This is a genomic window from Roseateles sp. P1_C1_2 (assembly GCF_056406535.1).
The window spans coordinates 1-10,319 of the sequence record NZ_JBFUAB010000045.1; the positions used below are offsets into that span (position 1 = coordinate 1).

Here is a 10,319-nt window from a genome sequence, read left to right on the forward strand (position 1 = left end):
CACCAGGATCGCGCCGTCCATCTGGGCGGCACCGGTGATCATGTTCTTGACGTAGTCGGCGTGGCCGGGGCAGTCAACGTGCGCGTAGTGGCGGTTGGCCGTCTCGTACTCGACGTGCGCGGTGTTGATCGTGATGCCGCGGGCCTTTTCTTCCGGCGCCGCGTCGATCTGGTCGTAGGCCTTGGCCTCGCCGCCGAACTTCTTGGACAGCACCGTCGCGATCGCCGCGGTCAGCGTCGTCTTGCCGTGGTCGACGTGACCAATCGTGCCCACGTTCACGTGAGGCTTCGTACGTTCAAACTTGCCTTTTGCCATCTTGCGCTCCTGAGGCGAACCCGTTGGGACGAGTAGAAGAAAAAGAGAAATTGGTGGTGCCCTTGACGCGGATCGAACGCGTGACCTCTCCCTTACCAAGGGAGTGCTCTACCACTGAGCCACAAGGGCATCGGCACGGGTTTGAAGCCATGGGATTGGCCGGCAAACCGGTGTCGACGCTGGCCGACCAAGCCGCTCTCGATGGAGCGGGAAACGGGAATCGAACCCGTGTCATTAGCTTGGAAGGCTAAGGTTCTACCATTGAACTACTCCCGCCCTGGGAGCCAACAAGCCCTGCCTCGACTGCAAAGTCTTGGTGGAGGAGGCTGGATTCGAACCAGCGTACGCTATGCGGGCAGATTTACAGTCTGCTGCCTTTAACCACTCGGCCACCCCTCCTGAGGCAAGCCCGCAACTATAGCACAGGGCAAAGGGGGCGCAACAGAGCCTCACCAACAAGAACAAAACAGGTGAGAGGGCGGATCTTCATTCCGGCCCACAACGAAGGCCGATGCGGGCCCTGCGCCACGACGCCTCTCGACACCGCCACCCCACGCAGTCACTCGGCAGCGCCGCGCAAGGCGGTTAGCGCGGCACGCGCTTGCCAACAAGGCAAGACGCCACCCGCAGTGGGTAGGCGACCAATTCAGGACCAGATCCAGGCCAGTCCACTACCAGCCGCACGCCTCGCTTCGACCAAGTCGGCGATCAGCGCAAGCCCGTCGTCGCCGAAGCGCAACAGTTCTCTACGCGACAACATACCAATGAAATACCAATAGCCAGCCGCAAACGGCGCCTCCACAGGTGGGGCCACCCCATGGATAGAGGCCTTTGCCGCCACCACTCGGGAAACTCCCCAGTAAAAATTGGTAGCAAAGTGGCGTTATCAATCGTTACAGTGGCATGGCACTGGTTGGAATGCGCTTTTGAGGGCAGACAAGGCGCCAACCGGACCGTAGGTGGTATGCAACGCACCCGAAGCAGGCACCGCCGCCCCAATTCATTGGCCACAACGAGGAACAAACCATGAAGGTCAAGCAGACCCCCATCTCGCAGGCGGTTTTCATCGCGCTGCTCGGCGCCAGCGGTGCCGCCATGGCGCAGCAAGCGCCGGCCCCTCAGCAACTCGATACGGTCACCATCACCGGCATCCGGGCATCGCAGGAAAAGTCGCTGAGCGTCAAGCGCAACGCCGATGCCCACATCGACGTCATCTCGGCCGAAGACATCGGCAAGATGCCTGACAAGAACGTGGCCGACTCGCTGGCCCGCGTGCCTGGCGTCACCATCCTGAACAGCCCGGCCGGCGGCTCCGGCGGCTTTGACGAGCGCGATCGCGTCGGCATCCGCGGCACCAATCCCAGCCTGACGCAGACCCTGCTGGACGGCCACGGCATCGCCAACGGCGACTGGTTCGTGCTGGACCAGACCGGCGCCGGCGTCGGCCGCAGCGTCAGCTACTCGCTGCTGCCCTCCGAACTCGTGAGCCGCGTCGAAGTGCGCAAGAGCGCCGAAGCCTCCCTGGTGGAAGGCGGCACGGCCGGCTCGGTGAACATCATCACGCGCAAGCCGCTGGACTTCTCCAAGGCCCTGACCTTCGAAGCCGGCATCGGCGCCGTCTATGCCAGTCTGCCCAAGAAGACCGATCCGCAACTCAGCGCCCTGCTGAACTTCAAGAACGACGCCAAGACCTTCGGCGTGCTCGTCCAGGCCTTCTCGGAAAAGCGCAGCCTGCGCCGCGACGGCGTGGAAACGCTGGGCTTCATCAACAAGCTGGACAGCAGCAATGCTCCGGCCCTGGTTGCCGCGCATCCCGAGCTGAACGGCGTCTACACGCCCGACCTGATCGGCGCGGCCTACTTCACGCAGGAGCGCGAGCGCAAGGGTGGCCTGGTGCGCGCCGAGTTCAAGCCCACCAAGGACGTGGACCTCGTGCTGACGGGCTTCTCGTCCAAGATGGACGCGGACAACTACAACCGCAACTACCTGATGGCCCCCCGCGCTGGCCTGATCAACAGCGCCACCATCTCCGACTACTCGATCGCGACCGACAACAACGGCAACAAGACCCTGACGAAGGCCACCTTCAATTGGGCGACGCCTTCGACGGCCGGCTACTACGACATGATCTCGCGCAAGGCCGCCGCGGAGAGCAACTTCCTGGGCCTGGAAGGTTCGTTCAAGGTCAATGACTCCCTGTCGCTGTCGGTCAACGCCGGCACGTCCAAAGGCAAGGGTCAGACCGTCAGCCAGGACGTCGTCGAGCCGCACATCGCCACGACGCGCGCCAGCTACCAGCTCAACGGCAACGACACGGCACCGTCCTTCAGCTTCAGCAACCCCTCGATCGGCTTTGACTGGATCTTCGGCGCCGAGCACGTCATCGTGCACGACAAGGAAAGCTGGGCCCAGGTGGACGGCGAGTACATGCTGGATGCCGGCATGCTGAAGAGCCTGAAGTTCGGCGTGCGCAGTGCCCAGCACAAGCGCTACACCGATGCAACGCTGAACCAAGGCCCGGGCTGCGCCACCGGCACGCCCTACCGCGTCGGCCCCTGGGACTGGAGCAAGCCCAGCGCCTGCGCCGACGCCAGCGGCAATGACGCGCCCCAGCTGTCGCCCTACACCCTGCCGGCCTTCAGCCAGTCCTACCCGGGCAACTACGGCAGCGGTCTGGGAAGTGGCTTCCCGACCAATCTGACCTATATCTCGGCCGAGGCCCTGGCCGAGTACAACAGCCGCGTCACCAACCGCGATCCGATCGCCCGCCGCTCGCCCTTCGACGGTGGCGAGTACAGCGTGAAGGAAACCACCACGGCGGCCTATGCCCAGGCCAACCTGGAAGGCAACAACTGGAGCGGCAACGTCGGCCTGCGCGTGGTTCGCACCAAGCAGTCCTCGGGCGCCTTCCGCAACAGCCTGCCCGCCGACAAGGTGGACGTGGCATCCGCGTTCGGCAACTTCACCGCGACCACGTCCGACGTCAGGTACACCGACCTGCTGCCCAGCGCCAGCATTCGCATCGACCTGACCAAGGACATCGTGGCCCGCCTGGCCGCCAGCCGCACGCTGACCCGTGCCGACTACACGGCCCTGTCCGCGTTCACGTCGCTCAGCACGACCGGCATGTTCCTGGACAACAACGCCATCGGCGGCGGCACGGCCGGCAATGCAGCCCTGAAGCCGATCCGTTCGAACAATGTCGATGCCAACGTCGAGTGGTATTTCGCGCCGCGCTCCTTCGTGTCGGCAGGTGCCTTCTACATGCAGATGGGCACCTACATCACGAACGGCACCTTCACCGGCACCTACCCGGTGCTGCTGGGCAACACCAACCAGCAAGGTGGCGTGCAGCAACTCGTGAACCGCCAGTTCGTCATCACCGGCCTGACCAACAAGAAGGCCACGGTCAAGGGTCTGGAGTTCGCGGGTGAAATGCCCGTCGCCGGTAACTTCGGCGTCAGCGCGAACTACACCTACGCCGATGGTTCGGACTCAAGCGGCCACGTGCTGCGCGGCAACACGAAGAACTCGTTCACCGTGGGTGGCTTCTTCGAGAACGACCACTTCTCGGCCCGCGTGAACTACAGCTTCACGGACGACATCTTCATCGGCCAGGACCGCGGCACGGACTACTTCCAGAAGGGCACCGGCGTGCTGTCCGCCTCGCTGGGCTACAAGATCAACGACAGCTTCTCGCTGAGCCTGGACGGCCAGAACCTGAATGACCCGAAGCTGAAGTACTACGCCTCGGACATCCAGCCGCGCGCCATCTACAAGAACGGCCGCCAGTTCTACCTGACCGCCCGCGTCAAGTTCTGACGTGCTGCCCATGCTGGAACCCACGGGTTCCGGCAGGCGCCGCAGGTGAACACAATCAAAGGGGAGCGTGGAGATCACGCTCCCCTTTTTTCATACCCGATTGCCCATGCGCGATACCGCCACCCTCATCGACCAGTACATCGCCGCGCGTCCGCTGGGCGGCAGCACGGATGCGCCGCCACCCGTGAAGCACATCTGCGTCGTCGGCGGCGGCTCGGCCGGCTGGATGACGGCGCTGATGCTGGCCACGACAGCCTATGGCCCGCGCCTGAAGGTCACCGTGCTGGAGAGCCCCCAGGTCGGCATCATCGGCGTCGGCGAGGGCTCGACGCCCTGGCTGCGGCGCTTCTTCGAGATCCTCGGCATCGAGGAGTCCGAGTGGATGCCGGCGTGCAATGCCACCTACAAGAGCGGCATCACCTTCGATGGCTGGTCGACCAAGCCCGGCTTCGAGCGCTACTTCCACCCCTTCGTGTCGATGCTGGACAACATGACCATGCATCCCTTCGTGGACAACGTGCATGCGCGCCTGGACGGCGCGGATGTCTACGCCCACCCGGACCGCTTCTTCGTGTCTGCGGCACTGGCGCGCCAGGCCCGCGGCCCGCGTGCCAAGGCCAACTTCCCCTTCGACGTCTGGTACGGCTATCACTTCGACGCGACGCTGCTGGGGCAGTTCCTCGGCCGCAAGGCAGTGCAGCGTGGCGTGACCCATCTGCAGCGCCACGTCAACCAGGTGGTGCTCGACGAGCGCGGCGACATCAGCGGCCTGCAGCTCGACGACGGCGAGACGCTGGCCGCCGACTTTTTCGTCGACTGCAGCGGCTTTGCGTCGCTGATGATCGGCAAGGCCCTGCAGACGCCCTTCATCGGCTTCGGCGAGAACCTCTTCAACGATGCCGCCGTCGCCATGCCGACGCCACTCGAAGGCCCCATCGAATCGCAGACCGTGTCCACGGCCCTGCGCCATGGCTGGGCCTGGAAGATCCCCCTCACCCAGCGCCAGGGCAACGGCTATGTCTACAGCAGCGCCCACTGCTCGGCGGACGAGGCCGAGACCGAGCTGCGCAGGCACCTCGGCATGCTCGATTCGGACACCCCGGCCCGCCACCTCAAGATGCGCGTGGGCCGCATGGCCAAGGTCTGGAACCGCAACTGCGTGGCCATCGGCCTGTCGCAGGGCTTCATCGAACCCCTGGAAGCCACGGCCCTGCTGTTCGTGCAGGTGACAGCGTCCATGCTGGTGGAAGTGCTGGAGAAGGGCGACCTCGGCAGCTCGGCGCAGGAGCAGTTCAACGCCGCCATGCACAAGCGCTTCGACAACACCCGCGACTACATCGTGGCGCACTACAAGACCAACTCGCGCACCGACACCGACTACTGGCGCGAGAACGCCGAGAACATGCATCTGTCGGACGCGCTGCAAGGCGTGCTGATGACGTGGATGTCGCGCAAGCCGCTGGTGGCCGCCCTCAAGACGGGCCGCTTCGGTGGCGGCTATCCCACCGTGTCCTGGTATGCGTTGCTGGCCGGCATGGGCATCTTCCCCGACCCACAGGACCTGCAGCCGCCCAGCGCTCAACAGGCGCGCCACAACCTGGGCGCGGTCGACGATTTCATCGCCCGCAGCGTCACCAACTTCCCCGACCACCGCGAGCTGCTGGCCGACATCCCGCCCGGTCAGGGCGACAAGGCCATGCAGATCTACACCTGGTAAATGTCCGCCCCTCGGCCGATGGGTACATCGGCCGATCCCCCGAGGGGATGGCCGCTCGCTTGGGGGCGGCCCGGCGCAGCGCGGCTCAGGGCTTCAACCGATCCAGGATGTCCTTGCGCACAGCGGCATCGCCGGCCGCGTCGATGTCGCCGAACAAATGGCGCTGCCCCGCGGGGATGTGCGCCAGGCCCTCACCGCGCGCACCGAACACATAGTGCGCGAACAGCGCGCGCCAGCCTTCGCGCTCGCCGTCGGGCAGATGCCTCAGCGCCAGCATGGCCAGGCGCAGCGCGGCCAGGTGCAGGTCATCCGGCCGCTGCGGCGCGGCCAGCGGCCGCCACCAGTAGTTCATCAGGATGTTCAGATGCGGCGCCAGCGCCTCGACCTGATGGAACCACAGTGGCGGCATATAGATCGCATCGCCCGGCTCCAGGTCGGCCACCACGGCCTGCTCTAGCGCTTCGGCCACAAGCGGGAACTGCTCAGGATCGGCCCGGTGCAGATCCGGCACGACCGACATCGGCGCCGGCGTGGGTGCGTAGTCCGGCGGGCCCAGGTAGAGCAGCGGCGCGCATTGCGGCGGCAGCAGCGTGAAGCGGCGCCGCCCCGCCGCCACGCAGGCGATATTGTGGGAATCGTCGAAATGCGCCGGCACGGTGGCGCGGTTGCCGATCCAGATGCGTGGCGCTATCGAGGCGTCCAGCAGCCGCATCAGGTTGGCCTGCTCCAGGCCCGGTAAGGCGGTCGACACGAGCGCACTCTGCGCGGCCAGGCTGGGCGGCTCGGGGAAATGGCTGTAGCGCCAGAGCTGCTCGAACAGGGCGGCGTAGGGCCGCTTGTCGAGCATGAAGTTGAAGCCGTCCAGGCCCGGCTTGTAGGCAAAGGCGCGCGTGGGCTCGGGCCGGGCGAGCACGGCGTCCACCAACTCGCCCTGGTCGAAACCCATCAGGTATTGCAGGCAGGGCTCCAGGCCCGCACGCCCCTGGGCCACCAGCGGCCAGTGCTGCACGGCGCCGCGCATCACCACCGGCTCATAGGCGTTCAGCACCTCACGCTCGAAGCGCTCGCGCGTGACGCCGTCCAGTTCCTTCATCGGTTGCATGGGCATCCGTTCAAGGTCGCCGCGCCAGCACGCCGCGCCAGGCCTCGGGAATGTGGGCGGCGGGCTCCTGCTCGCGCTGCACCACGTAGTGCTCGAACAGTGCCGCCCAGGCATCGCGCTGCGCCGCCGGCAGCGCGTTCAGCACCTGGATGGCCTGCAGCAGCGCGTGGGCGGGCGCCGGCAGGTCCTTGGCGCCAGAGAGACCGACAACGGGCCACCAGTAGTTGATGAGCAGGTTCACCTTCTCCAGCGCCTCGACCTGGTGGTACCACAGCGGCGGGATGTAGAGGGCGTCGCCCGGCTCCAGGTCGGCCACCCAGCCTGAGGCCAGCGCCTCGCCATAGCGCGGATAGCGCGCCAGATCCGGCGCCTTGGGATGCACGACCGAGATCGGCGCACCCGACGGCGTGTGCTCCAGCGGCCCGATATAGAGATTGCCGACCTGCGCCGGCGCGAACAGCGTGAAGCGACGGCGCCCGGCGGCGACGCAGGCCAGGTTGTACGGGTGGTCATGGTGCGCCGGCACCGTCAGCGCATTGCCCAGCCAGAAGTTGGGCACGACGCCAGGCAAGGCCCGCAGCACGTTCTCGTCGAGGAAGCCTGGAATGACGTCGCCGACCTTGGCGCATTGGGCGGCGATGGCCGGCACGTTGTCGAGCGGCAGATAGGCCGCCAGATTGGCCATGAATTCGGCCAGGCTCATGCGCGCCTTGACGAAGGCGAAGTCGGTGAGCGTCTCGTTGTAGCCCATGACGCCGCGCGCCGCCGCGCGCGTCTTGGTGGCCATCACCTCGACGCCGCGGTCAAAGCGGGCGAGGTAGTCGCAGATGCCCAGTGCGCTGTCGCGCCCGGCCTGCACGGCCGCCCAGTGGCCCACCAGCCCCTTCAGCAGCACCGGTTCGGCGCGCTGCTCCAGGCGGTTCTTGAGTTGCGGATCGTCGACCGCCGTCCAGCTTTCAACCGGCTTCATATCGCTTGGGAGTCACCGCTCATCCGGGGTCAGGGCATCGCGTCCAGGGCTTGCCATTGTCCTGGCTCGCCGCCGCGGCCAAGCCTCCGGCAAACCCTGCATCCGGACAAGTCCAATTGCCGACCAGTTCATCCACCGCAGCAGCAAGTCGCTTCCGCCGGCAAGTTTTTCGTCGTCATCGAGCAACAGGATTTCAGGCACCAATCAGATACCAGTCATCCACCGTCGCGAGGGCAATCAACAGCGAAACAGCCTCGTTTTCATAGAGCATGACCTAAGCCACCCGGGAAACTACTCGGACCAAATTGGTAGCAAAGTGGCGTTATCGATCGCTATAGTGGCCTTGCACTGGTTGCACGCATTGAGAACAAAACAGGGGCGGCAACCGGACTCAAGGTGGTATGCATGGCCCCAGGCAGCCACCCGCCCATCCGAACCAACGGCCACTACGAGGATCAGTTCATGAAGGTCAAACCGACCCCCATCGCGGCAGCCGCCGCCCTGACATTGCTCAGCATGTCGCTCGCCGCCCAGGCACAAGAAGCGGCTGCACCTGCACCGGCCCAGCTCGAGCAGGTGGTCATCACCGGCATCCGCGCCTCGCTGCAGACCGCCGCCACGATCAAGAAGAACGCCAGCGCCGTCGTCGACGCCGTCTCCGCCGAAGACGTGGGCAAGCTGCCCGACTCCGACGTCGGCCAGGCCCTGGGCCGCATCCCCGGCGTGTCCGTCGGCCGTGCCTTCGGCCAGGGCGCCTCGGTGTCCATCCGCGGCTCCGACCCGCAGATGACCTACACGACGCTGAACGGCCAGACCGTCGCGTCCACCGGCTGGTATGACCAGCTCGACATCGACCGCTCCTTCAACTACTCCCTGCTGCCTTCTGAATTGATCGGCGGCATGGAGGTCTACAAGTCCTCCCAGGCCGACCTGACCGAAGGCGGCATCGGTGGCACGGTCATCGTCAAGACCCGCAAGCCCCTGGACATGCCGGCCAACAGCGGCTTCGTCAGCGTCAAGTACGGCAAGGGCACCATCAGCGACCCCGAAAAGGAAGTCTCGGGCCTGTACAGCTGGAAGAACGAGGCCAAGAGCTTCGGCGTGCTGGCGGCCGCGGCTCATTCCGAAGGCGCCTACATCCGCCGCGGCGTCGAGGCCGACAACCGCTGGTCGGGCGACGTGGCGCCCACCGCCTTCGTGCAGGACCGCAAGCGCGACGCCATCAACCTGACGCTGCAGGCCAAGCCGGTGCAGGGCCTGGACCTCGGCCTGAACCTGCTCAAGCTCAAGCTGATTGGCGACAACAGCAACAGCAGCGACTACATCTTCCAGGACCCGAACTGCGACAAGCGCAACACCGACGTGAAGTCGGCCTGGAACCCCACCGGCATGTGCGTGCACAGCACCACGACCGCCGCCAACCCGCTGCCGACGCAGTTCTTCCAGGTCTGGGCCCGCCAGGCGCAGATGACGTCCGACAGCGTCACGTTTGACGGCCACTACAAGCTCGACGGCGCCAAGTTCGACCTCGTCGCCGGCAGCACCAAGGCCAAGGGCGGCACCTCGCTGACGGCCAACTTCCAGTCCGGCAACTGGGACGCCGGCTTCGCGCGACCCAACTGGCAAGGCACCATCGACGCGACCGGCCACCAGATCGTCATCAGCCCGACGTCCAGCCAGTCCTTCACCGCGGCGCAACTGCCCTCGCAGCTGGGCCCCCAGACCTGGGCCACCTCGCAAGGCCCGAACAAGGACCAGGAGAAGTACGCCCAGCTCGACGCCACCATCGACCTGAACTGGGGCGCCATCAACACCTTCAAGACCGGTGTCCGCTTTGCCGACCACACCTTCGAGAAGCGCGCCTACCGTCCGGTCTGGGCCAGCACCATCGCCTCGAGCGCGACCAGCGGCCTGTTCGACGGCACCGTCGGCGTGGCCAGCTGGAGCATCCCGCGTCCCAACATCGACGCCATGGTGGCCGGCACGCTGAAGAACATCAACGGCTGGAACGAAGACCGCTCCGCCTTCAGCGAGCTCAACGAGAAGAACCAGGCCCTGTACGGCATGTTCGACTTCGAGGCCGGCAACCTGCGCGGCAACTTCGGTCTGCGCTACATCTCCACCGACGTGAAGAGCACCGGCTACAAGTTCGACGGCACGCCGCTCGCCGCTGGCGACTACGCCGGCAACGAGAACTGGGGCAAGACCTACGACGTCAAGAAGTCCAAGTACAACGACGTGCTGCCCAGCGTCAACCTGGCCTTCGACCTGCAGAAGGACCTGGTGCTGCGCGCCGCCGCCTCGCAAGCCATCACCCGCCCGAACTTCGCCAACATGTTCGGCGTGACGGTGTCCGGCTACAACGACGACCGCGTCGGCAACGAGACCTGGAC

The 10,319-nt window shown here is 65.7% G+C and carries 6 protein-coding genes and 3 tRNA genes; 3 read left to right on the top strand and 6 right to left on the bottom strand.

Translation table 11 applies throughout. The annotated features are described in order from the left end of the window. From AC1D2H_RS29330 to AC1D2H_RS29345, 4 genes are all read right to left on the bottom strand, one after another. Positions 1 to 315 (bottom strand): GTP-binding protein (locus AC1D2H_RS29330; RefSeq protein WP_457394430.1); only part of this gene is annotated, 315 nt, incomplete at its 3' end. A gap of 54 nt (positions 316 to 369) precedes the next feature. After that, positions 370 to 444 (bottom strand) — tRNA-Thr (locus AC1D2H_RS29335). Positions 445 to 517: 73 nt separating this feature from the next. Beyond that, positions 518 to 591 (bottom strand) — tRNA-Gly (locus AC1D2H_RS29340). A 38-nt stretch (positions 592 to 629) separates the two neighbouring features. Further along, positions 630 to 714, bottom strand: a tRNA-Tyr gene (locus AC1D2H_RS29345). Between the two features lie 627 nt (positions 715 to 1,341). On the opposite strand from AC1D2H_RS29345, the gene AC1D2H_RS29350 reads away from it, so the two are divergent. Continuing rightward, positions 1,342 to 4,137, top strand: coding sequence for a TonB-dependent receptor (locus AC1D2H_RS29350; RefSeq protein ID WP_478013343.1), 2,796 nt, complete (start codon positions 1,342 to 1,344; stop codon positions 4,135 to 4,137). A 106-nt stretch (positions 4,138 to 4,243) separates the two neighbouring features. Continuing rightward, positions 4,244 to 5,854, top strand: coding sequence for a tryptophan halogenase family protein (locus AC1D2H_RS29355; protein ID WP_478013344.1), 1,611 nt, complete (start codon positions 4,244 to 4,246; stop codon positions 5,852 to 5,854). Between the two features lie 85 nt (positions 5,855 to 5,939). Here the strand turns inward: AC1D2H_RS29355 and AC1D2H_RS29360 are convergent, their stop codons facing one another. Next, complete coding sequence (locus tag AC1D2H_RS29360; RefSeq protein ID WP_478013345.1) at positions 5,940 to 6,956, bottom strand: cupin-like domain-containing protein; 1,017 nt, start codon at positions 6,954 to 6,956, stop codon at positions 5,940 to 5,942. Between the two features lie 10 nt (positions 6,957 to 6,966). Beyond that, complete coding sequence (locus tag AC1D2H_RS29365; protein WP_477937063.1) at positions 6,967 to 7,926, bottom strand: cupin-like domain-containing protein; 960 nt, start codon at positions 7,924 to 7,926, stop codon at positions 6,967 to 6,969. A gap of 462 nt (positions 7,927 to 8,388) precedes the next feature. Here AC1D2H_RS29365 and AC1D2H_RS29370 point away from each other — a divergent pair. Further along, on the top strand, positions 8,389 to 10,319 hold a 1,931-nt coding region (locus tag AC1D2H_RS29370), incomplete at its 3' end, for a TonB-dependent receptor (RefSeq protein WP_478013346.1).

What these genes read in the sequence shown, in the direction of transcription:
- AC1D2H_RS29350 (WP_478013343.1), top strand. Translation starts at nt 1,342, where the DNA reads ATGAAGGTCAAGCAGACCCCCATCTCGCAGGCGGTTTTCATCGCGCTG.
- AC1D2H_RS29355 (WP_478013344.1), top strand. Translation starts at nt 4,244, where the DNA reads ATGCGCGATACCGCCACCCTCATCGACCAGTACATCGCCGCGCGTCCG.
- AC1D2H_RS29360 (WP_478013345.1), bottom strand. Translation starts at nt 6,956, where the DNA reads ATGCAACCGATGAAGGAACTGGACGGCGTCACGCGCGAGCGCTTCGAG.
- AC1D2H_RS29365 (WP_477937063.1), bottom strand. Translation starts at nt 7,926, where the DNA reads ATGAAGCCGGTTGAAAGCTGGACGGCGGTCGACGATCCGCAACTCAAG.